Source organism: Mesorhizobium sp. M0938, from assembly GCF_040319125.1.
Taxonomy (GTDB): Bacteria; Pseudomonadota; Alphaproteobacteria; order Rhizobiales; family Rhizobiaceae; genus Mesorhizobium; species Mesorhizobium robiniae.
In genome coordinates this window covers 45,023-65,523 of the sequence record NZ_JAMYNS010000010.1, presented here as the reverse complement: position 1 = coordinate 65,523, position 20,501 = coordinate 45,023, and the positions used below count along the sequence as shown (strand labels likewise).

Annotated in this window: 21 protein-coding genes; 9 read left to right on the top strand and 12 right to left on the bottom strand. The window is 62.4% G+C overall.

Going from position 1 to position 20,501, the window contains the following annotated elements; genetic code table 11:
* Positions 1-26: 26 nt before the first annotated feature.
* The 5 genes from urtB (at position 27) to NKH73_RS18885 (ending at position 5,023) form a co-directional block, all read left to right on the top strand.
* Positions 27-1,643: an urea ABC transporter permease subunit UrtB gene (gene urtB / locus NKH73_RS18905; RefSeq protein WP_352934652.1), complete on the top strand. Its 1,617-nt coding sequence runs from the start codon at positions 27-29 to the stop codon at positions 1,641-1,643.
* Positions 1,640-2,872: an urea ABC transporter permease subunit UrtC gene (gene urtC / locus NKH73_RS18900; RefSeq protein WP_352934650.1), complete on the top strand. Its 1,233-nt coding sequence runs from the start codon at positions 1,640-1,642 to the stop codon at positions 2,870-2,872. The genes urtB and urtC overlap by 4 nt, the downstream gene beginning before the upstream one ends.
* A 4-nt stretch (positions 2,873-2,876) precedes the next feature.
* Positions 2,877-3,623, top strand: coding sequence for an urea ABC transporter ATP-binding protein UrtD (gene urtD, locus NKH73_RS18895; RefSeq protein ID WP_352934647.1), 747 nt, complete (start codon positions 2,877-2,879; stop codon positions 3,621-3,623).
* A gap of 70 nt (positions 3,624-3,693) precedes the next feature.
* Entirely contained in the window at positions 3,694-4,389 is a 696-nt protein-coding gene (urtE, locus tag NKH73_RS18890; protein WP_095485572.1) for an urea ABC transporter ATP-binding subunit UrtE, read from the top strand.
* A 457-nt stretch (positions 4,390-4,846) separates the two neighbouring features.
* The gene (locus tag NKH73_RS18885) at positions 4,847-5,023 is read left to right on the top strand and encodes a hypothetical protein (protein ID WP_263789703.1); all 177 of its coding nucleotides are present in this window, start codon (positions 4,847-4,849) and stop codon (positions 5,021-5,023) included.
* Positions 5,024-5,058: 35 nt separating this feature from the next.
* Here the strand turns inward: NKH73_RS18885 and NKH73_RS18880 are convergent, their stop codons facing one another.
* The 8 genes from NKH73_RS18880 to NKH73_RS18845 all read right to left on the bottom strand — a co-directional run bounded on the left by NKH73_RS18880 (position 5,059) and on the right by NKH73_RS18845 (position 13,059).
* On the bottom strand, positions 5,059-6,210 hold the full coding sequence (locus NKH73_RS18880) for a GGDEF domain-containing protein (RefSeq protein ID WP_352934644.1): 1,152 nt from the start codon (positions 6,208-6,210) through the stop codon (positions 5,059-5,061).
* A gap of 94 nt (positions 6,211-6,304) precedes the next feature.
* Positions 6,305-7,111, bottom strand: coding sequence for a DUF72 domain-containing protein (locus NKH73_RS18875; protein ID WP_352934641.1), 807 nt, complete (start codon positions 7,109-7,111; stop codon positions 6,305-6,307).
* A 22-nt stretch (positions 7,112-7,133) separates the two neighbouring features.
* Positions 7,134-7,604: a GNAT family N-acetyltransferase gene (locus NKH73_RS18870; protein WP_352934637.1), complete on the bottom strand. Its 471-nt coding sequence runs from the start codon at positions 7,602-7,604 to the stop codon at positions 7,134-7,136.
* 33 nt (positions 7,605-7,637) lie between these two features.
* Complete coding sequence (uvrA, locus tag NKH73_RS18865) at positions 7,638-10,559, bottom strand: excinuclease ABC subunit UvrA (RefSeq protein ID WP_352934634.1); 2,922 nt, start codon at positions 10,557-10,559, stop codon at positions 7,638-7,640.
* Positions 10,560-11,282: 723 nt separating this feature from the next.
* Positions 11,283-11,504, bottom strand: coding sequence for a hypothetical protein (locus tag NKH73_RS18860; RefSeq protein WP_352934631.1), 222 nt, complete (start codon positions 11,502-11,504; stop codon positions 11,283-11,285).
* A gap of 140 nt (positions 11,505-11,644) precedes the next feature.
* Positions 11,645-12,250 carry an ATP-dependent Clp protease proteolytic subunit gene (locus tag NKH73_RS18855; RefSeq protein ID WP_352934628.1) on the bottom strand — a complete coding sequence of 202 codons (606 nt, stop codon included), beginning with the start codon at positions 12,248-12,250 and terminating at the stop codon, positions 11,645-11,647.
* 21 nt (positions 12,251-12,271) lie between these two features.
* Positions 12,272-12,748, bottom strand: coding sequence for an SRPBCC family protein (locus NKH73_RS18850; RefSeq protein WP_352934625.1), 477 nt, complete (start codon positions 12,746-12,748; stop codon positions 12,272-12,274).
* Positions 12,745-13,059 (bottom strand): ArsR/SmtB family transcription factor, encoded by a 315-nt coding sequence (locus NKH73_RS18845; protein ID WP_095492810.1) that lies wholly within the window; start codon positions 13,057-13,059, stop codon positions 12,745-12,747. The genes NKH73_RS18850 and NKH73_RS18845 overlap by 4 nt, the downstream gene beginning before the upstream one ends.
* A gap of 235 nt (positions 13,060-13,294) precedes the next feature.
* Here NKH73_RS18845 and ssb point away from each other — a divergent pair, with 235 nt between their 5' ends.
* Both ssb and NKH73_RS18835 read left to right on the top strand, forming a co-directional pair.
* On the top strand, positions 13,295-13,813 hold the full coding sequence (ssb, locus tag NKH73_RS18840) for a single-stranded DNA-binding protein (RefSeq protein ID WP_352934621.1): 519 nt from the start codon (positions 13,295-13,297) through the stop codon (positions 13,811-13,813).
* Between the two features lie 135 nt (positions 13,814-13,948).
* Complete coding sequence (locus NKH73_RS18835) at positions 13,949-14,374, top strand: OsmC family protein (protein ID WP_352934618.1); 426 nt, start codon at positions 13,949-13,951, stop codon at positions 14,372-14,374.
* A 94-nt stretch (positions 14,375-14,468) separates the two neighbouring features.
* Here NKH73_RS18835 and NKH73_RS18830 read toward each other — a convergent pair whose 3' ends face one another.
* The 3 genes from NKH73_RS18830 to NKH73_RS18820 form a co-directional block, all read right to left on the bottom strand.
* Positions 14,469-15,098, bottom strand: coding sequence for a MarC family protein (locus NKH73_RS18830; RefSeq protein WP_029352879.1), 630 nt, complete (start codon positions 15,096-15,098; stop codon positions 14,469-14,471).
* A 132-nt stretch (positions 15,099-15,230) separates the two neighbouring features.
* A complete protein-coding gene (locus NKH73_RS18825) occupies positions 15,231-15,608 on the bottom strand; it encodes a VOC family protein (RefSeq protein ID WP_352934615.1) in 378 nt (125 codons plus the stop codon).
* 32 nt (positions 15,609-15,640) lie between these two features.
* Entirely contained in the window at positions 15,641-16,177 is a 537-nt protein-coding gene (locus NKH73_RS18820) for a hypothetical protein (protein ID WP_352934612.1), read from the bottom strand.
* 120 nt (positions 16,178-16,297) lie between these two features.
* Here NKH73_RS18820 and NKH73_RS18815 point away from each other — a divergent pair, with 120 nt between their 5' ends.
* Together NKH73_RS18815 and gyrA are read left to right on the top strand one after the other, a co-directional pair.
* Complete coding sequence (locus NKH73_RS18815; protein ID WP_352934610.1) at positions 16,298-17,152, top strand: helix-turn-helix transcriptional regulator; 855 nt, start codon at positions 16,298-16,300, stop codon at positions 17,150-17,152.
* A 191-nt stretch (positions 17,153-17,343) separates the two neighbouring features.
* Positions 17,344-20,142 (top strand): DNA gyrase subunit A, encoded by a 2,799-nt coding sequence (gene gyrA / locus NKH73_RS18810; RefSeq protein ID WP_352934607.1) that lies wholly within the window; start codon positions 17,344-17,346, stop codon positions 20,140-20,142.
* 57 nt (positions 20,143-20,199) lie between these two features.
* Here the strand turns inward: gyrA and NKH73_RS18805 are convergent, their stop codons facing one another.
* Positions 20,200-20,352, bottom strand: a complete 153-nt coding sequence (locus NKH73_RS18805) for a hypothetical protein (RefSeq protein ID WP_352934604.1) — start codon at positions 20,350-20,352, stop codon at positions 20,200-20,202.
* Positions 20,353-20,501 lie beyond the last annotated feature (149 nt).

The window sequence follows — 20,501 nt, the reverse complement described above, 5'->3', positions numbered from 1 at the left end:
CAACCCTTCGAGAGTCGCCAGAACCGATGATCTTCATCCGTGCGATTGGGCTGACGCTGCTGCTCCTCTTGGGGATGCTGTTGCCGTCGAACGCTGCCGAAGCGGATCTGCGCGCCATCATCGCCAAATTTGCCTCCGCCGCCAATTTTCCGGCGATCGAAGCCGTCGTGGACGAGCTCGCGGCCACCGGCGATACTGCCGTCGAACGCCCGCTTGGCGCGCTTGCGGAGGGCGATCTCTACGTCCGCAAGACCGATTCGCAGGTTTTCATCGGCAAGGAAGCTGGCGGCAGCGTTGAGCTGCTCGACCCGTTGAGCGGTGAAAAATCCGGCGATGCGGTCAAGGGCGAGATCACCAAGATCAAGGTCAACAATACGCTGCGCCGGGCCGTCCGCGATGCTCTGGGCACGCTGACGCTCGGCGCGAAAGACCCGGCTGCGCGCATCGCTGCCGCCGACACAATGTTCAAGACGCCCGATGCCACAAACATCGAGCCACTCGATGCCGCAATCGGCAGTGAGACCGTGGCCAGCGTCAAAGCGCTGCTCGAACAGGCCCGCGCGGCGTCGGTTCTCGTTTCCGACCGGCCGGAGGCCGACAAACTGGCGACGATCGCCCTGATCGGCGCACGCGGCGACCGCAACGCGCTGTCCCTGCTCACCTCCGTCGAGGCCAATTCCGAAGGCGCGGTCAAGGACGCGGCGACGGCGGCGATCACCAACATCAATTCGACGCTGGCGCTGTGGGATGCGGGACAGAACATCTGGTACGGCATTTCACTGGGCTCGGTGCTGCTGCTCGCGGCGATCGGCCTCGCCATCACCTTCGGCGTCATGGGCGTCATCAACATGGCGCATGGCGAGATGGTCATGCTCGGCGCCTACACCACCTTTGTCGTGCAGGAAGTGATCCGCAATTCCTTTCCCGGCCTGTTCGACTGGTCACTGGCCATCGCACTGCCGCTCGCGTTCCTCGTCGCGGCGCTCGTCGGCCTTGCCATCGAACGCGGCGTCATCCGTTTCCTCTACGGCCGCCCGCTGGAAACGCTGCTGGCGACATGGGGCGTCTCGCTGATCCTGCAACAGGCGGTGCGCACCATCTTCGGACCGACGAACCAGGAGGTCGGCAATCCCTCCTGGATGTCCGGATCGTTCGATGTCGGCCAGCTTGCGATCACCTGGAACCGGCTCTGGATACTGGTATTCGCGCTCGGCGTGTTCGCAGTGCTGCTCTATGTGATGAAGCGCACGCCCTGGGGCCTGCAGATGCGCGCCGTCACCGCCAACCGCCGCATGGCCGCGTCGATGGGCATCAGGACGCCATGGGTCGACGCGCTGACCTTCGCATTGGGCTCCGGCATCGCCGGCATCGCCGGCGTCGCGCTCAGCCAGATCGACAATGTCTCGCCCAATCTCGGCCGCGGCTACATCATCGACAGCTTCATGGTCGTCGTCTTCGGCGGCGTCGGCAATCTCTGGGGCACGCTGGTCGGCGCCTTCTCGCTCGGCATCGTCAACAAGTTCCTCGAACCCTATGCCGGGGCGGTCCTCGGCAAGATCGTCGTCCTGGTCCTGATCATCCTGTTCATCCAGAAACGCCCGCGCGGCCTGTTTGCGCTGAAGGGCAGGTCGGTGGAAGCATGATCACGGGACGCTTCTTCGCCGCCGGCGCCGACCGCCGCATCGCCATCACCATCTTCATCCTGCTGGCGGTCGCCATCATCGTGCCGCTGCTCAATCTTGCGGTCTCGCCGACGAGTGCGTTCTACGTGCCGTCCTATATCGTCGCGCTCACCGGCAAGTATCTCTGCTATGCGCTGCTGGCGCTCGCGCTCGATCTGGTCTGGGGTTATTGCGGCATTCTCTCGCTCGGCCATGGCGCCTTCTTCGCGCTCGGCGGCTATGCGATGGGCATGTACCTGATGCGCCAGATCGGCTCTCGCGGCGTCTACGGCAATCCTGTGCTGCCCGATTTCATGGTGTTTCTGAACTATAAGGAATTGCCATGGTTCTGGTACGGTTTCGACCATTTCTGGTTTGCCGCGATCATGGTGCTAGCGGTGCCCGGCCTGCTCGCCTTCGTGTTCGGCTGGTTCGCCTTTCGCAGCCGCGTCACCGGCGTCTATCTGTCGATCATCACCCAGGCGATGACCTATGCGCTGCTGCTTGCCTTCTTCCGCAACGACATGGGTTTCGGCGGCAACAACGGCCTGACCGATTTCAAGGATATTTTGGGCTTCAACGTGCAGGCCGATGCGACACGCTCCGCATTGTTCGCGGCCAGCGCCGTCACGCTCGCGCTCGCCGTCTACGTCACCTGGGCCATCGTCGGTTCCAAATACGGCAAGCTGCTGATGGCGGTGCGTGACGCCGAGAGCCGCACGCGCTTTCTCGGCTGGCGGGCGGAGAACGTCAAACTGTTCGCCTTCACCGTTTCGGCCGTCATGGCCGGTATCGCCGGAGCGCTCTACGTGCCGCAGGTCGGCATCATCAATCCGGGCGAGTTTGAACCGTCGAATTCGATCGAGGTCGTGGTGTGGGCAGCCGTTGGCGGACGCGGTACCATCGTCGGGCCGATCATTGGTGCGCTTGTGGTCAATGCCGGAAAATCCTGGTTCACCGGCGTGCTGCCCGAGTTCTGGCTGTTTGCGCTGGGCGGGCTGTTTGTCGCCGTCACGCTGTTCCTGCCCAAGGGCATTATCGGCATGTGGGATTCCTGGCGTGGCAATGCCAAGGCGCTGCGCGCGGCCTCGATCGCCGAGGAAGCCGGCACCGACCCTGGCGTCCCGGCGCCACCGAAGGTCGTTCGCGGTGCTGCGAGAGCGCCCGGCGACTGGTCCGCTTCCGGCCCTGAACCGCAGCCGGCGGAGTAGAGCGATGTCGAAGTCGAATACGATCCTCTATCTCGACGACGTCTCGGTTTCCTTCGACGGCTTTCGCGCCATCAACAATTTGTCGCTGGTGCTCGACAAGGGCGAGATGCGCGCGATCATCGGTCCCAACGGCGCCGGCAAGACCACGATGATGGACATCGTCACCGGCAAGACGCGACCCGACGCAGGCGAGGTTTACTTCGACGGCCAGGTCGATCTGACCAAACATGACGAGGCCGAAATCGCCATGATGGGCATCGGCCGCAAATTCCAGAAGCCGACCGTCTTCGAAAGCCACACGATCGAAGAGAATCTGATGCTGGCGCTGAAAGGCCCGCGCTCGATTTTCCCGGCGCTGTTCCATCGCCGCTCGGCGGCGGAAGTGCGGCAAATCGACGACATCCTCGGCATCATCCGGCTCGGCGACAAGCGCGACGAAATCGCCGCCAATCTCAGCCACGGGCAGAAGCAATGGCTCGAGATCGGCATGCTCTTGGCGCAGGATCCGAAGCTGTTGCTGGTCGACGAACCGGTCGCCGGCATGACCGACGCCGAGACCGAGGAGACCGCGCGGCTGCTCAAGGATATTGCGCGCGATCATTCGGTCATCGTCGTCGAGCACGACATGCATTTCGTGCGCGAGCTCGGCGTCAAGGTCACCTGCCTGCATGAAGGCTCGGTCCTTTCCGAAGGCTCGCTCGATTTCGTTTCGGCCGACGAGCGTGTCGTCGAAGTCTATCTGGGGAGGTGAATATGGTCTGGCGCGTTCCGTTCCATCATTTCGACCTTTCGTTCTTCAGGCGTTGGAGAAAGCGCTGACCATGCTCGAAGTATCCAACGCCACGCTTCACTACGGCGCCGCCCAGGCGCTGCGCGGCGTCTCGCTCAAGGCCGGCGCGGGCAAGATCACCTGCGTGCTCGGCCGCAACGGCGTCGGCAAAACCAGTTTGATGAGATCGATCGTCGGCCACCACCGGCTGACGAGCGGAAGTGTTGCCTTCGAGGGGAAGGCGCTCGACCGGAGCGCGGCGTATGATCGCGCCCGGTCGGGCATCGCATTCGTGCCGCAGGGCAGGGAGATATTCCCGCTGCTCACTGTGCGGGAAAACCTCGAATCGGGTTTTGCGCCATTGAAGCGCGCCGATCGCAACATACCCGGCCATATCTTCGAATTGTTCCCGGTGCTGAAGCAGATGCTCGGCCGCCGAGGCGGTGACCTTTCCGGCGGCCAGCAGCAGCAGCTTGCCATCGGCAGGGCGCTGGTGATGCGGCCGAAGCTGCTGGTGCTCGACGAGCCGACTGAAGGTATCCAGCCGTCGATCATCAAGGATATCGGCCGCGCCATTCGCTATCTGCGCGACCAGGCAGGCATCGCCGTGCTGCTGGTCGAACAGTATCTCGATTTCTGCCGGGAACTGGCCGACGAGGTCAACATCATGGACCGCGGCCTGATCGTCCACACCGGCCCGGCCGAGGATCTCGACCGGGCGGACGTCCGCAAGTTTCTTACGGTCTAGGGTCCATCCCGTCGTCGTCCTGGGCGAAGCAAGGGGGCGAAGCGACGCGTCGCAGCCCCCAGGATCCATGCCTGACATCCGCCGAAGAGTGCAGCGGTCAAGAATAGAAGCCGTTCTCCGGCGCGCCCTATCCTGGATTCTGTACCGTGGCGATGCTCTGAAGTCACGGCATGGATCCTTGGGTCTTCGCTCCGCTTCGCGTCGCTGCGCCCAAGGATGACGAAATCACAAAGGCCTACGAGATTTTCTTCAACGACATCGTTTGCAACTCTGGCGCGCCGAAGATTGCATGTTAATCTTTACTTGGCCTTGTTGAGTCGGCCGCTTCCGTATCAGTCTCGTTGACAGATCAAGGGTGAGGCGCGGGCTCAGCCGGCATGTTCCATGCGAGCAGCCCCCGTCCTGCGATCTGATCGTTGTTCAATGCATTGGGGCATTTTGGCGCCAGGGACAGCCGATGGAACGTTATGTCGAAGACTACCAGAAACGACGGCTCACCGAGCGCGTCGACATCATGACCGCCATCAATATTCTGAAATCGCAAGGATACGATCACGACGAGCTGATTGCGGAGATCACCAAGGTCTTCTACGTCGATCTCGATACCTACAACGAAATCGTCATGGCAGCATAAGAGCTGGCGGAGGGGCGGCTGCCCGCCGCAAGCGGCTAGCTCGCGCGTAGGAATGTCGAGGCCGCGACGCGGTTGCGGCCGCCGCGCTTGGCGGCATAGAGCGCCTTGTCGGCGGCGCTGAGCACTTTGTCGAAGCTCATGCCGTCCTTGCTGCCGAAAGCGTATCCGGCGCTGACCGTACATGTCAGCGGACGGGTTTCGGTCACGATGACGCGCGCGGCGAAGGCGGTGCGTATACGCTCGGCGGTGAATTCCACCGTTTCGGGCAGCGTCCGCTTCAGAACCAGCGCGAATTCCTCACCGCCCATACGCGCGGCGACATCGGTCGGGCGAAGGGCCTCGGTGATTTCCTCGGCGAACACTTTCAGCACCTGATCGCCGGTAGCGTGGCCGAATTCATCATTGATGGCCTTGAAGCCGTCGAGGTCGAATACGACGACCGCCGTGAAGGCCCCGATCGGGGCGTCGCCATTGAGATCGAACAGGGCGCGGCGATTGAGAAGGCCGGTCAGCGGATCGGTCAGCGCATCCAGACGGTGATGCCGGGCCAGACGGCCCTGGTTGAGCGCCAGCGAAAGAGCGCCGATGCCGGTCATGCTGGCGATGACGACGACGAGGCTCAGATCCTCGGCCCAGTTGCTGGGCGCATGTCCGAGCACAAGCTTCCCATCCCATGCCAGAGCCATGGCACACAGCAGGAAGGAGATGCCGGTGGTCGAGTAGAGCACGGCGAGGCCGACGATCGGGACGGGGGCTTCGGTGCGCCCGATCCAGTACTGATAGGCCGTTGCAAATAGAAGCAGGGCGGCAAGCGAATTTTCGAGCATGAAGCCGAGGCCGTCATAGCCGAGCGCCATCGGCGGCAGCGCCAGGGCAAGTGTGATGCAGCTGCCGAGAACCGTCAGCGGGATCGGCGATCGGCCTGACCTGAACTGGTAGGCGGCGCCCAGCATGGTCGAGAACCCCACCAGGAGCAGCGTGAACGTCGCGATGCCGAGGATGCGTCCGGGCGTCTCGATATAGTCTTCGTAGATAAAAACGTCGCCGACGATCAACAGCGCACTGATCGACCATGTCAGCAGGAATTTTTCGGTTCGCGCAGTCAGCCAGATGCCGAACAACGTCAGGCTCAGGCAGGCGGCGGAAAAACCGACAGCCAGCAGAAGTGAGTGGTAGTCGACCGACATGCCCTGACCCGCGCTGCCTCAGCTCCGCGGATTCATGCAGCAAGGAGGTATCGATAAAGTTACGACAGTGATGAAGATGTCACAATTCGGGCCGTCAGCTTGTAACACGCTTCATCAGCGCCATGGCGCCGAACGGCGCGCGGACCTTGCCCTCGGTGATAAAGTAGACGAACACATCACGCGGTTTGACCGGTGCGTCGGTTGCCGGATCGGCGCGCGGCAGGTCGGCCGGCGCCTTGCCTTCCGCCCAGACCTTCGCCCGCGCCGCCCATTCATCGAGCCCCTTGGGCGTATAGCAGTCGGGATTGTCGTCGCTGCCAGTCTGCAGCCGGGCATAGATGAAATCCCCAGTGACGTCGGCAATACCAGGATATTTGGCGTGGTCGGCATAGACGATCGCCACCTTGTACTTGCGTGCCAGCGCGGCGAATTCCGCCACGACGAAACTGTCGTTGCGCACCTCGACCGCGTGGCGCAGCGCAACACCATCCTGCTTTTCCGGCAACAGTTTGAGGAAGGCCTCGAAATCGCCCGGATCGAACTTTTTCGTCGGCGCGAACTGCCACAGGATCGGCCCGAGCTTATCGCCGAGTGCGGCGACGCCCGACCCCAGGAAGCGCATCATCGATTCTTCGGCCTCGCCGAGCACGCGGCGGTTGGTAACGAAGCGGTTGCCTTTCAGCGAATAGACGAAGCCGTCCGGCGCCTCGTTAGCCCATTTGACGAAGGTCGGCTCCTTGAAACTCGAATAATAGGTGCCGTTGACCTCGATGCTTGGCACCTGCCGGCTGGCATAGTTCAGTTGCTTGGCCTTGGGGAGCTTGTCCGGATAGAAGGAGGTATCCCACGGCTCGAAGGTCCAGCCGCCCATGCCGGCGCGGATTGCTCCATGGCTGCTCATTGTCGTCCTCCCTAGAAAGCGATCAAGCCGGCGTCACGGTTTCGACCGGCTTTGCCATGTCGACGACCATCCATCCCGGCCGATAGGGGTTTGGCCGGCGGCCTGTCTCGCGAAAGCCGTAGGCTGTGTAGAGCGCAATGTTCCGTTCCATCCTGGCGTTGGTGTAGAGCCGCACCTCTGGCAGATGCCACAGCCGTGCCTGCTCGTCAGCGAAGTTGAGCAGCGCGATGCCGAAGCCCTTGCCCTGAAAGCCTGGCGCGACCGCGACGCTGAAAATCATCGCGTGATCCGGGTGCCGTTCGAGAACCAGAAGACCCGCCACCTCCTTGCCGCTCTCCAGCAGCCAGACTTCGCCACGTTCGATCCTTGGAGCATAATCCTCCGTGACCGGGATTGGCGGCGCGCCAAGCAAGGCGGTGTAGGGCGCATAGGCCGCTTCGGTCAGCCGGACGACTGCATCAAGATCACCGGCAAGCGCTTTTCTGATCTTCATTTAAGAGTCTTCCAAACGCCAGCCAGTCCTCATTCACTCCGCCGCTTCGCGCTTGCCTCCGGGCCGCCGCTCCAGCAATTCTCGCAGGAATTGCCCGGTGTAGCTGCGCTTCTCGCGAACGATGTCCTCCGGCGTGCCCGACGCCACCAATTCGCCGCCACCGTCGCCGCCTTCGGGACCGAGGTCGAGCACCCAGTCGGCGGTTTTTATCACCTCGAGATTGTGCTCGATGACGACGACCGTGTTGCCTTGATCGACCAGCTCGTGCAGCACTTCGAGCAGCTTGGCGACGTCGTGAAAATGCAGGCCGGTGGTCGGCTCGTCGAGGATGTAGAGCGTCTTGCCGGTCGCCTTGCGCGACAGTTCCTTGGCGAGCTTGATGCGCTGCGCCTCGCCGCCCGACAAAGTCGTCGCCTGCTGGCCGACATGGATGTAGCCGAGGCCGACCTGCTTCAGCGTCTCCAGTTTATCGCGCACGCCGGGCACGGCGGCGAAGAAATCGACGCCTTCTTCGACCGTCATGTCGAGCACGTCGGCAATCGACTTGCCCTTGAACAAGACGTCGAGCGTCTCGCGGTTATAGCGCTTGCCGTGGCAGACGTCGCAGGTGACATAGACATCCGGCAGGAAGTGCATCTCGATCTTGATGACGCCGTCGCCCTGGCACGCCTCGCAACGGCCGCCCTTGACGTTGAATGAGAAGCGGCCGGGCTGATAGCCGCGCGCCTTGGACTCCGGCAGGCCGGCGAACCAGTCGCGGATCGGCGTGAACGCGCCGGTGTAGGTGGCGGGATTTGAGCGCGGCGTCCTTCCGATCGGCGACTGGTCGATATCGATGACCTTGTCGAGGAATTCGAGCCCCTCGATGCGGTCATGCTCGGCCGGATGCTCGCGCGAGCCCATGATGCGGCGCGATGCCGCCTTGAACAGCGTCTCGATCAGGAAGGTCGACTTGCCGCCGCCGGACACTCCGGTGACGGCGGTAAACGTGCCGAGCGGGATTTCGGCGGTGACGTTCTTCAGATTGTTGCCGCGCGCGCCGACGATTTTCAGACGCCGGTTCTTCTTGGCCTCGCGCCGTACCGCAGGTGTGGCCACTTCAAGCTCGCCTGACAGATATTTGCCGGTGATCGAGGCGGGGCTGGCCATGATCTGCTGCGGCGTTCCCTGGGCGATGATGTGGCCGCCATGGATGCCGGCGGCTGGGCCGATATCGACGACATAGTCGGCATGCAGGATGGCGTCTTCGTCATGCTCGACGACGATCACCGTGTTGCCGATGTCGCGCAGATGCTTCAGCGTGTCGAGGAGCCGAGCATTGTCGCGCTGGTGCAGGCCGATCGACGGCTCGTCCAGCACATAGAGCACGCCGGTCAGGCCGGAGCCGATCTGCGAGGCCAGCCGGATGCGCTGGCTCTCGCCGCCCGACAGCGTGCCGGAATTGCGCGACAGCGTCAGATAGTCGAGCCCGACATCGTTGAGGAAGCGCAGCCGCTCGCGGATCTCCTTGAGCACGCGCACCGCGATCTCGTTCTGCTTGTCGCTGAGCGAGGCGGGCAGCTCGGTGAACCAATGGTCGGCCTTGCGGATCGACAGCTCGGTAATCTCGCCGATGTGCTTTCCGGCGATCTTCACCGCTAACGATTCCGGCTTCAGACGGTAGCCGCGGCAGGCCGGGCAAGGTGTGGCCGACATGAAGCGCTCGATCTCCTCGCGCATCCAGGCCGATTCGGTCTCCTTCCAGCGCCGCTCCAGATTGGGAATGACGCCCTCGAAGGTCTTGGTCGTCTTGTAGGAGCGCAGGCCGTCATCATACTGGAAGGTGACCTCGCGCTCGCCGGTGCCATGCAGGATGGCTTGCTTTGCCTCTTCGGTCAGATCCCGGAACTTGTCGCCGAGCTTGAAGCCATAGGCCTTGCCGAGCGCTTCCATCGTCTGCACGTAGTAGGGCGAGGTCGATTTCGCCCACGGGCTGACGGCGCCGGCACGCAGCGACAGATTGTCGTCGGGCACGATCAGGCTGGCGTCGATGGCGCGCTGGTTGCCGAGACCGTCGCAGGTCGGGCAGGCGCCGAACGGGTTGTTGAAGGAGAACAGCCTGGGTTCGATCTCGGGGATGGTGAAGCCGGATACCGGACAGGCGAACTTTTCCGAGAACAGGATGCGCTCATGCGTCTCGTTCTTCGACTTGTTGACCGAATCCTCGCCGGTCTGGCTGGCGTCGAGCGGCCGGTCGGCGAATTCGGCCACCGCCAGCCCCTCTGCGAGCTTCAGCGCGGTTTCGATGGAATCCGCAAGCCGCGTCGCCAGATCGCCGCGCACGACAATGCGGTCGACGACGACGTCGAGGTCATGCTTGTACTTCTTGTCCAGCGCCGGCACGTCGGCGATCTCGTAAAAGACACCGTCGACCTTGACGCGCTGAAAACCCTTCTTCTGTAGCTCCAGCAGTTCCTTGCGGTACTCGCCTTTGCGGCCGCGCACCATCGGCGCCAGGATGAACAGGCGCGTGCCTTCCTCGACCGCCAGCACGCGGTCGACCATTTGCGACACCGTTTGGCTCTCGATCGGCAGGCCGGTGGCCGGCGAATAGGGGATGCCGACGCGCGCGAACAGCAGCCGCATGTAGTCGTAGATCTCGGTGACGGTGCCGACCGTCGAGCGCGGGTTCTTCGACGTGGTTTTCTGCTCGATGGAGATAGCCGGCGACAGACCGTCGATCTGGTCGACATCAGGCTTCTGCATCATTTCGAGGAATTGCCTGGCATAGGCCGACAGGCTCTCGACATAGCGACGCTGGCCCTCGGCATAGATGGTGTCGAAGGCGAGGGACGACTTGCCGGACCCCGACAGGCCGGTCATGACGATCAGGCTGTCACGCGGCAGGTCGAGATCGACATTCTTCAGATTGTGTTCGCGCGCCCCGCGAATGGAAAGATATTTATGGTCGGCCATCGCCGGTCGCCGCCTCAGATCTGGAATCTCATGGGATGGCAGGTTGTCCCGGCCATCCCCTATGTAGGTAATTTCGTCACCTTTTCGAGAGACGCCACAACTCTCGACCAAAGCCTTTAACCGTCTTTCGCGCGGGCGAGCAAGCGGAAAGAACAAAGACCGAACACGCTCCTGACAAAACCTGTGTACCAACCCAGCTTCACCAAGCGCGTCTCAGATCACATTTTTTGTAATCGGCTATCCAACGGTTGACGTCTCAGCCTCAGGGGGGCAGACTCCAAACGTCACCGAAGCCGACCGTCTTTCGATGGCCTCGCCGCCCTAAGGTGGCCTGCGAGACGCCGCAGGCTTTTGCGATATGCGCTTCGGACGACACCGGTCGCAATGGACAGAAGAGGAGAGCAGAGGAATGACTCCACCGGACAATCCCTTGAGGCTCCACGTGTCGCTGGAGCCGCGGCAGGCATAAGTGCCAGGGCCAGGCGTGTGCGCCGCCCGACAAACCGTGACCTGCCGATCCCACTAAAATCAGAGACTACTAGTCGGATCGTCGGCTGAACGCCGCGAAGCATCCGAAATCAAAAGCCGGCAGTGTACTCCCGGCGAGTTGGATTTTAGATCCAAAAAGGCCCCGACCGTCTGCGGAAGCAGCGGCGGGGCTGTTCATTTCAGACAACCGCAAGCGCACGAGCACCTTCAGATTGTGGCAGCGATGAAAGCTGCCTAGCGCCTGGGCGCCTTGATCGCGCCGGCGCCGACATCGAAGGTAATGCTGCCGGAAATTCTGACATCGGTATCGCCGATCTTGAACTCGCCGTTACTGTTGCTGGGTATGGCATCGTCGGGCTCGGGAGACGGCTTGGCGATGCGGTAGTTGTTGGCCACGCCGGGCAGCGTCCCTTTTTGCGGCGAACTGTCATCGGCAAACGCGTTGCCGGTCAGCAAGGAGGCACTGGCAAGTGCTGCGGCGGCAGGGCGCAATGGTCTTGATGAGCGGCTGTCGGTCATTTTGCGGACTATAGTGTTACGCCTCGCATCAGGCCAGACCGGCTGCGATCAAATTGCCGCGTGTCAGCCGGCTTGCTTCACGCCGCCTTCTTGCGCGTATCAAAAACATGGTCGACAAGGCCCCATGTCTTTGCCTCCGCGGCGGTCATGAAATAGTCACGGTCGAGCGTGCGTTCGACCTCTTCATAGGTGCGGCCGCAGTGATGCGCATAGAGTTCAGTCATGCGCTTCTTGGTGCGCAAGATGCCTTCGGCGTGACGCTGGATATCGGAAGCCTGGCCCTGAAACCCGCCCAGCGGCTGGTGCAGCACGATGCTGGTGTTGGGCAGCGCGATGCGTCGCCCCGGTGTGCCGGCCATCAGCAGGAAGGAGGCCATCGACGCGGCAAAGCCCATGCAGACGGTGGATACGGGGCAAGAGATGTATTGCATCGTGTCGTAGATGGCGAAGCCGCTGGTCACCACGCCGCCCGGCGAGTTGATGTAGAGCGAGATCTCCTTGTCTGGATTGTCGGATTCCAGCGACAGAAGCTGGGCACAGACCAGCGCCGACACGCCGTCGTTGATCTCTCCGTTGATGAAGACGATGCGCTCGCGCAGCAGCCGCGAAAAAATGTCGAAGGCGCGCTCGCCGCGGCTCGACTGCTCGATCACCATCGGCACCAGATTGGCAAAACCGCTCATCGCTTTTCTCCGTTGTGTCGCTCAGGCCGCGCGCAGGAACAGGCGAGGCGTGTTTGCGGCAATGGTCTGTTTGGGACTGTGTCCGTTGAGCGAAAGCCGGCAACCGGCACCCACCATCGCGACCGCAGGTGTAGCTACCCGCGCAAATCCATCGTGGACGATACGCAGATGCGTGCCGCCCGACACGGTGCGGTCGAGCGTGAAGGTGACGATACTGTCAAGCGGATCCGGTGCATTGCCCGGCGCCGCTCGCTCCCGCCAGGAATAGCGCAGCAGGCGTTCGGGCTCGGCGTCGAGGATTTCGCACTCGATCGGCGCATGCGCCTTGGCAAAGGCAAAGCGGCTGCCGATCTCGGGCTTGATGTCGTTCGGCATCATCCAGGCCGCGAGCAGGTCTGGCACCGTCAGCGCCCGCCACACTTTTTCCGGCGGGTCTGGAAGCTCGCACTCGAACTCGATCGAGTCTGCTGCCATGTCCGAATGCTGTTTTACCGTCATTGGTCCATATCCTTCAAAACCGCCTTGAGCCGTTCGATACGCTCGGGCCAGAACGCACGGTAGCGTTCGATCCAGCCGAGCAGAGGGTCAAGCCCTTGCGGATCGGCGCGATAATAGGCGTTGCGGCCGGCCCGCCGCTCGGCCACAAGGCCGGCGCCGCGCAATACCGCGAGATGCTGCGACACGGCCGGTTGCGACACGGTCATGCCGCTGCGCAGTTCCGACACCGTCATCTCGCCGGCGGCGAGCCGTTCGTAGACGGCGCGGCGTGTCGGGTCGGAAAGCGCTCGAAAAATCTCTGCTTCGATCATGGCGGAAGCATAAGTCTACACTTATCGATTTGGCAAGCGGTCTTTTGCGCCCATATGAAATGGCGTGGCCAACCCCAGCGATTGCTGACATTCCTTGACAGTTGAAGGCAGATCGCCTAGAACGAAAAGAGAACAAAAACCTTGTGGGAAAAGGCAGCCACGGCAGGCGGCGATTGTCCGCAGTCTATAAGGTATGCGACAGAAATTTTGTTTCGGATGAGCGCGGAGAAGTATGATGGCGGGTAGCGTCAACAAGGTCATTCTGGTGGGCAATCTCGGGGCGGACCCGGAAATCCGCCGTTTGAATTCGGGTGAGCCGGTCGTCAACATCCGCGTCGCCACGTCGGAAAGCTGGCGCGACAAGACTTCCGGCGAACGCAAGGAAAAGACCGAGTGGCACAATGTCGTCATCTTCAACGACCAGCTCGCCAAGGTTGCCGAGCAGTATCTGAAGAAGGGCGCGAAGGTTTATGTCGAGGGCCAATTGCAGACGCGCAAATGGCAGGACCAGACCGGCAATGATCGCTACACGACCGAAATCGTGCTGCAGAAATTCCGCGGCGAGCTGCAGATGCTCGACGCGCGCGGGCAAGGCGAGGGCGGTCAGGTCGGCAGCTATGCCGGTGGCGGCAGCAGCCGCGGTTCCGATTTCGGCCAGTCCGGCCCGGGCGAGAGTTTCAATCGCGGCGGCGGTGGCGCCAACAAGAGTGGCGGCGGTTCGTCGCGCGAACTGGACGACGAAATCCCGTTCTAAATCCTTAGGGCGGATGGCCCTTACGCGGGCGAAAAACGCCAGCTACTTGAGGCCACGAATTGGCGTCCCGAAAATCTGTCTTGGATTTTCGGGACGTTCTGCGTTTGAGTGATGCGCGGTGAAAGGACGTATCAGGTGAAAGCACGGGTCAAATGGGTCGAGGAGCGCACCTTTGTCGGCGAGTCCGGCAGCGGTCACAAGCTGGTGCTGGGAACCGCGTTTGGACCGGACGGCAAGACGCCGGGGCCGAGCCCGATGGAACTGGTGTTGCTCGGCACCGGCGGCTGCTCCGCCTATGATGTGGTCCACATCCTCGAAAAGGGGCGCGAGGCGGTCGAAGACTGCGTGGTCGAGCTCGACGCCGACCGGGCGGAAACCGACCCAAGGGTCTTCACCCGCATCCATATGCATTTCGTCGTCAAGGGCCGGGCACTCTCGCCCGACAAGGTGAGGCGGGCGATCAATCTTTCGATCGAAAAATACTGCTCGGCCTCGGCAATGATAGCCAAGACCGCCGAGATCACCCACGACTTCGAAGTTATTGATACGACGGCAGGATAGCGCCCGGTGGCTGCGGTTCGTTGCGAGCCGGACGACGAAATCCCGCTTGAAACACGATATGACGACCTCGTACTAAGCGTGGGCCACTTTCGTATCATGCCGCCATCAGCGCCTTGATGCCGTCGGCGACGAACTGCACGGCAAGCGCCGCCAGGATGACCCCGAGCAGCCGCGTCAGGATCGAGCGGCCGGTCTGGCCGAGGATGCGGTCGATGCGCTCGGCCAGCACGAACACCAGGTAGGTGATGACAAGGCAGATCGCGATGATGCCGACAAGGGCTGCCTGTGCGCCAAAACCTGGAAACGAGCCGGAAAGCAGGACGGTCGCTGAAATCGCACCCGGACCGGCGATCAGCGGGATCGCCAGCGGGAAGGCGGCGATGTTGTGGATCATGTCCTTGGTAATGGCGACGTCGCCGATCTTCTCCTTGCGGTCCTGCCGGCGCTCGAACACCATTTCGAAAGCGATGAAGAACAGCAGGAACCCGCCGGCGACGCGGAAGGCCGGCAGTGTGATGCCGAACACCGACAGGATCGACGCGCCGGCGATTGCGAACAGCGCCATCACCAGGAAACCGATGATCGAGGCGCGGACGGAAACCTGGTTGCGCTCCTCGCGGTTCATGCCGCGTGTCACGGCGAGGAAAAGCGGCGCCAGGCCGGGCGGGTCGATGGTCACGAGAATGGTGACGAAGGCGTTGAACAGGCTGTCGAAGCTCGGCATCTCTGACCCTCCCCGCCGGGCCGCGCCCGAATATTGGCATTGCTCCAATATTGGCATTGGTAGAGCAAAGCAGGGTCAGTGGAAACCGTTTGAGCGGCGGGAGTTCGGCAACCTTGATGGGGCAGGGTGAGCCTAGCCGGCCGCTCCGCAATAGGCCTCGATGCGATAGCCATCCGGGTCGATGACAAAGGCGGCGTAATAGTTTTCGCCATAGCTGGTGCGCAGGCCAGGTGCCCCATTGTCACTGCCGCCTGCACGCAAGGCGCCCGCATGGAAAGCGTCGACGCTGCTCCGCGTCGGCGCCGCAAAGCAGAAATGCAGGCCGGACTCGCGGTCGTCCGAAACCGGGCGCTGAGCCTCGTTCACCCACAGCGCAACGTCTTGCGCGCCATAGCCGAGCGAGCCCGGCGACTGGCTGAGACAACTATAGCCGAGCGGCGTAAGCGCGGCATCGTAAAAACGCTTCGAGGCAGTGGTGTCGCGGACGCCGATCGAGACATGGTCCAGCATCTTTTTCTCCTTTTTTACAATATGTTGGGTCGTCAATTTCCAGTTGTTCGCCGTGCCAGGAACTCGACTTCGAGCCGCCAGGTCACGCCGTCATCCTGCGAGCGTTCGCCCAGCCAGCGGAACGAATTTTCGGTGATACGCGAAAAGCTCCAGCGCACCGAGGCGCCACTACCGTCTGCGCCTTGCTGGACGATGCTGTCGCCCTCGGCGCGGCCGAGCTGGCGGCTGTAATACTGGGTGCGTGGGTCGCTCCAGAAGATGTGCCAGGCGTCGACGCCGGGGTCATAGACGCGCAGTGTCGTGCCATAGAAGGTCCATTTGCCGAGAGAGGGCGAGGAACCGGCGTCGCGCGCGGGCAGGATCCATACGTCCTGGATCGCGCGGCCTTCGAGCACCCAGCCGAAATGCACCTCGCCGCGCCCGGTCAGCACCTGGCCGTCCTCGAGGTTGCGCGTGGCGTCGAATGTCCAGGCGCCAACGAAGCGGCCGTAAAGGTTCAGTTTTTCGGCAAGGTCCGTGGCCGGGCCGTTGCTATGCAGGGTTTCGGCAAAGGACGATGAATTGAACATGATTTCGACCTCATTTTGTCAAGGGACCCCATCTGTCAGGAGCCCCATTTTGTCAGGAGATTGGTGGGAATAGGCGGCACCAGGGTTCTGTGCTTGGGAAAAATTGCTATCTTTCGAGCCATGACAACGAGCGCGCATACACTGGCGTCTGGGCGAGGCTGGCAGGTGTCGGATGTGGTCTGCACCGCCGGCGCCGCTGATCGCCCGTTCGAGGAAGAGCATCGCAAATTCTGCGTCGCCGTGGTGACCAGCGGCACCTTTCGCTACCGCGCGCAACAGGGAACCGCGATGCTGGCGCCGGGCGCGCTTCTGCTCGGCAACCCCGGCACATGCTATGAATGCGGACACGAGCATGGCGCTGGCGACCGTTGCCTCTCCTTCCATTTCGAGCCGGCCTATATGGAACAGATTGTCGCCGGCATGCCGGATGCAAAGAAGCTGAATTTCAAGATGCCGCGCCTGCCGCCCTTGCCGGCGCTGGCAGCGCTGCTTGCCGAGGCGGAAGCCGCGCGCGATATGGCCGACATCGACGCGTTCGAGGAACTCGCCCTGCGCATTGCCAGCGCGGCCGTCGCCTCCGGCGTCACGCCTGCTGCCCGGGTACCGAGCCGCCGCGACCAGAAACGTGTCGCAGAGGCGGTGCGGCGCATCGAAAAGGACGCCGAAGGGCCGATCTCGCTTGCCGAGCTTGCAAGCGAGACGGCGACCAGCCCCTACCATTTCCTGCGCAGCTTCCGGCACGTGGCGGGCGTGACGCCCTACCAGTTCCTGCTGAAGACCCGGCTGCACAGGGCGGCGGTGCGGCTGCGCATGTCGGACGAGGCGATCTCGACGATCGCCTTCGAGGCGGGGTTCAACGATTTGTCGACCTTCAACCGCCGTTTCCGGCGCGTGATGGGGGAGGCGCCCGGCGCCTATCGGGTCCGGCGGCGAGGGGATAAATTGTCGAATGCGCCTGCCGTTCCGGCTTTGTGACGCAAAATTGGCCGGACAATCAGCTTTAACCGGCGACCACGAAAAAGCGCCTCGGCCATATCGTCGCAATCAGCGATATCCTTTTGAAATCGCCACAAAAATCGTCATTGGAAAACTGCCGCGGACATTGGAGTTTCGGCCGCGCTTCCTATATAAGCACCGAGTGATTCCTGATTAGATTGTGACCTGATTTGACCGACCAGAAGACACCGCGCGGCGCCGACGGCGGCCCCACCGGCATCGAGCCGATATCCATCATCGAGGAGATGCAGCGCTCCTATCTCGATTACGCCATGAGCGTGATCGTCAGCCGTGCGCTGCCCGACGTGCGCGACGGGTTGAAGCCGGTGCATCGCCGTATCCTCTATGCCGCCCATGAGAGCGGTTACCACTGGAACCGCAAATATGTGAAGTCGGCCCGCCCGGTCGCCGACGTGATGGGTAAATACCATCCGCATGGCGATGCCTCGATCTACGACGCCTTGGTGCGCATGGCGCAGGACTGGTCGCTGCGCGTGCCGCTGATCGACGGACAAGGCAATTTCGGTTCGATCGACGGCGATCCGCCGGCGGCGATGCGCTACACCGAATCGCGGCTGACCAAGGTCGCGCATGAGTTGCTGGAAGATATCGACAAGGACACCGTCGATTTCCAGGACACTTATGATGCGTCCGACACCGAGCCGAAGGTGCTGCCGGCTCGCTTCCCCAACCTTCTGGTCAACGGTTCCGGCGGCATTGCCGTTGGCATGGCCACCAACATTCCGCCGCACAATCTCGGCGAAGTATGCAACGGCGCCATTGCCCTCATCGACAATCCGGCGATCGATCTGCCGGCGCTGATGGAGATCATCCCTGGACCGGATTTCCCGACCGGCGGCATCGTGCTCGGCCGTTCCGGCATCTACAGCGCCTATTCGACCGGCCGCGGCTCCATAGTCATGCGCGGCCGCGTCAATGTCGAGCAGCGCGGCAACGACCGTGAATCGATCATCATCACCGAAGTTCCCTATCAGGTGAACAAGTCGTCGATGATCGAGAAGATGGCCGAGCTTGTGCGCGACAAGCGCATCGAGGGCATATCCGACATCCGCGACGAGAGCGACCGCCAAGGTTACCGCGTCGTCATCGAACTGAAGCGCGACGCGGTCGCCGACGTCATCCTCAATCAGCTCTATCGCTTTACGCCGCTGCAGACCTCCTTCGGCGCCAATATGGTGGCGCTGAACGGCGGCAAGCCGGAAGTTCTGACGCTGATCGACATGCTGAAGGCGTTCGTCGCCTTCCGCGAGGAGGTGATCAGCCGGCGCACCAAATTCCTGCTGCGCAAGGCGCGCGACCGCGCCCATGTGCTGGTCGGCCTTGCCATTGCCGTCGCCAATATCGACGAGGTGATAAAGCTGATCCGCACCGCGCCGGACCCGCAGACGGCGCGCGAGCAGCTGATGGAGCGGCGCTGGCCCTCGGGCGACGTCGAATCGCTGATCCTGCTGATCGACGATCCGCGCCACCGCATCAATGAAGACGGCACCTACAATCTGTCCGAGGAACAGGCGCGCGCCATCCTCGAACTGCGCCTGCAGCGCCTGACAGCGCTCGGCCGCGACGAAATCGCCGACGAGCTGAACACAATCGGCGACGAGATCAAGGATTACCTGGACATCCTGTCGTCCCGCGCCCGCATTCAGCAGATCGTCAAGGACGAGCTCATCGCCGTGCGCGACGAGTTCGGCACGCCACGCCGCACCGAGCTCTCCGAGGGCGGGGCGGACATGGAAGACGAGGACCTGATCCAGCGCGAGGACATGGTCGTGACGGTCAGCCATTCCGGCTATATCAAGCGCGTGCCGCTGTCGCTCTACCGGGCGCAGCGCCGCGGCGGCAAGGGCCGCTCCGGCATGTCGACCAAGGAAGAGGATTTCGTCACCCGGCTATTCGTCGCCAACACGCACACGCCGGTCCTGTTCTTCTCCTCGCGCGGCATCGTCTACAAGGAAAAGGTCTGGCGCCTGCCGATCGGCAACCCGCAATCGCGCGGCAAGGCACTGATCAACATGCTGCCGCTGGAGCAGGGCGAACGCATCACCACCATCATGCCGCTGCCGGAGGATGAGACCAGCTGGGGCGAGCTCGACGTGATGTTCGCCACCACGCGCGGCACGGTCCGCCGCAACAAGCTGTCGGACTTCGTCCAGGTCAACCGCAACGGCAAGATCGCCATGAAGCTGGAAGAGGAAGGCGACGAGATCCTCGGCGTCGAGACCTGCACCGACAATGACGACGTGCTTTTGACCGCAAGCTCCGGCCAGTGCATCCGCTTCTCGGTCAGCGACGTGCGCGTCTTCCAGAGCCGCAACTCGGTTGGCGTGCGCGGCATCGCCATGGCTGCCACCGACCGTGTGATCTCCATGGCGGTGATCGAGCATGTCGAGGCGCCGCCGGCCGAGCGTGCCGCTTATCTCAAGCGGGTGGTGGCCGAACGGCGGCTCGCCGCCGGCATTGCGGCGGGTGAGGACGAAGACATCCAGCTCACTAATGAAGAGGTTGGCGAGGAGACGGAGCTTTCCGACGAGCGCTACGAATTCCTTAGGGCACACGAGCAGTTCGTGCTGACGGTGACGGAATATGGCTATGGCAAGCGCTCATCGTCCTACGACTTCCGTCTGACTGGGCGCGGCGGCAAGGGCATTCGCGCCACCGACGTGTCGAAAGCGGCCGAGATCGGCAGATTGGTGGCAACGTTCCCGGTCGGCAACGACGACCAGATCATGCTTGTCTCGGACGGCGGCACTGTCATCCGCGTGCCGGTCAACGGCATTCGTTTCGCCAGCCGCGCCACCAAGGGCGTGACCATCTTCAACACGGCTGACGGAGAGAAGGTCGTGTCGGTGGAGCGTATATCGGAGCCGCAGTCGGACGAGGACGCCGAAGAAAGCGTCGAGGGCGACGATACGGGTGCTGGGGACGCTGGCCCGGACAGCGCCGAGTAGGTTTTGGCGGGTAAATGCCGGCCGAGGGGCCGGCGCCGTCAACAGATGGCGGCCGGATCAGAAGTGGCGATAAGGCTTGCGGATGCCGAAGCCTTCGAATCGCTTGATATTGGCCTTGGCGCGGACGCGGCCTGCTTCCTGATGCAGCCCGAATACGGTGGCTATAAGCATGGCGACGGTCATTGCGGCGGCGAGCATGTAGATCAGCATGTGCTTGTTCTCCTGCGCCTAACAACGTTCAAATGGGGTTTTGGTTTCATCTTCTGAAGCTGTAACCTAGTGAACGCTGCGTGAAGCCTTCGTGATCGGCCTGTTCATTTGTCGTTCATCTCGGCCAGAAGCTTCATTCAAAGCGCATC

Bases quoted from the DNA above. Each gene is read 5' to 3' on its own strand.
- NKH73_RS18850 (WP_352934625.1), bottom strand. From the start codon at position 12,748: ATGACGGTAAAACAGCATTCGGACATGGCAGCAGACTCGATCGAGTTC.
- urtD (WP_352934647.1), top strand. From the start codon at position 2,877: ATGTCGAAGTCGAATACGATCCTCTATCTCGACGACGTCTCGGTTTCC.
- ssb (WP_352934621.1), top strand. From the start codon at position 13,295: ATGGCGGGTAGCGTCAACAAGGTCATTCTGGTGGGCAATCTCGGGGCG.
- NKH73_RS18855 (WP_352934628.1), bottom strand. From the start codon at position 12,250: ATGAGCGGTTTTGCCAATCTGGTGCCGATGGTGATCGAGCAGTCGAGC.
- NKH73_RS18875 (WP_352934641.1), bottom strand. From the start codon at position 7,111: ATGAGCAGCCATGGAGCAATCCGCGCCGGCATGGGCGGCTGGACCTTC.
- urtC (WP_352934650.1), top strand. From the start codon at position 1,640: ATGATCACGGGACGCTTCTTCGCCGCCGGCGCCGACCGCCGCATCGCC.
- urtE (WP_095485572.1), top strand. From the start codon at position 3,694: ATGCTCGAAGTATCCAACGCCACGCTTCACTACGGCGCCGCCCAGGCG.
- urtB (WP_352934652.1), top strand. From the start codon at position 27: ATGATCTTCATCCGTGCGATTGGGCTGACGCTGCTGCTCCTCTTGGGG.
- NKH73_RS18815 (WP_352934610.1), top strand. From the start codon at position 16,298: ATGACAACGAGCGCGCATACACTGGCGTCTGGGCGAGGCTGGCAGGTG.
- NKH73_RS18830 (WP_029352879.1), bottom strand. From the start codon at position 15,098: ATGCCGAGCTTCGACAGCCTGTTCAACGCCTTCGTCACCATTCTCGTG.
- NKH73_RS18805 (WP_352934604.1), bottom strand. From the start codon at position 20,352: ATGCTGATCTACATGCTCGCCGCCGCAATGACCGTCGCCATGCTTATA.
- NKH73_RS18880 (WP_352934644.1), bottom strand. From the start codon at position 6,210: ATGTCGGTCGACTACCACTCACTTCTGCTGGCTGTCGGTTTTTCCGCC.
- NKH73_RS18825 (WP_352934615.1), bottom strand. From the start codon at position 15,608: ATGCTGGACCATGTCTCGATCGGCGTCCGCGACACCACTGCCTCGAAG.
- NKH73_RS18845 (WP_095492810.1), bottom strand. From the start codon at position 13,059: ATGATCGAAGCAGAGATTTTTCGAGCGCTTTCCGACCCGACACGCCGC.
- NKH73_RS18885 (WP_263789703.1), top strand. From the start codon at position 4,847: ATGGAACGTTATGTCGAAGACTACCAGAAACGACGGCTCACCGAGCGC.
- uvrA (WP_352934634.1), bottom strand. From the start codon at position 10,559: ATGGCCGACCATAAATATCTTTCCATTCGCGGGGCGCGCGAACACAAT.
- NKH73_RS18870 (WP_352934637.1), bottom strand. From the start codon at position 7,604: ATGAAGATCAGAAAAGCGCTTGCCGGTGATCTTGATGCAGTCGTCCGG.
- NKH73_RS18820 (WP_352934612.1), bottom strand. From the start codon at position 16,177: ATGTTCAATTCATCGTCCTTTGCCGAAACCCTGCATAGCAACGGCCCG.